Origin of the sequence: Bacillus sp. SIMBA_005, from assembly GCF_046535585.1 — a bacterium.
In the GTDB taxonomy this organism is placed as follows: Bacteria; Bacillota; Bacilli; order Bacillales; family Bacillaceae; genus Bacillus; species Bacillus pumilus.
In genome coordinates this window covers 1-248 of the sequence record NZ_JAWRWI010000903.1, presented here as the reverse complement: position 1 = coordinate 248, position 248 = coordinate 1, and the positions used below count along the sequence as shown (strand labels likewise).

Below are 248 nucleotides of genomic sequence, written 5' to 3'. Positions count from 1 at the left end.
AGCAGTTGTTATTTGTTTAACACCATGCAATGGGAAAAAACGTCGAAATACGATCCAAAGTATTGAACATTACTCCGCTATTCATAGTGTTATATCCCCCCTTCACTTATTCAATTGCAATGGATCACATTAGATAAATAAGTTGACATTGCCTTCCTCAGCGTCTGCCAAATAAGCAGCTACACCAGCATAGTCGATATCATCTAATAGTTCTTTTTCCTGTAAACCAAGAAGATCCATTGTCATCG

1 protein-coding gene is annotated in these 248 nt (G+C 37.5%); it reads right to left on the bottom strand.

The genetic code is table 11. The features are described from left to right. Window positions 1-129: 129 nt before the first annotated feature. A partial coding sequence (locus SB660_RS22685) for a DsrE/DsrF/DrsH-like family protein (RefSeq protein WP_410584759.1) occupies window positions 130-248 on the bottom strand: 119 nt, incomplete at its 5' end.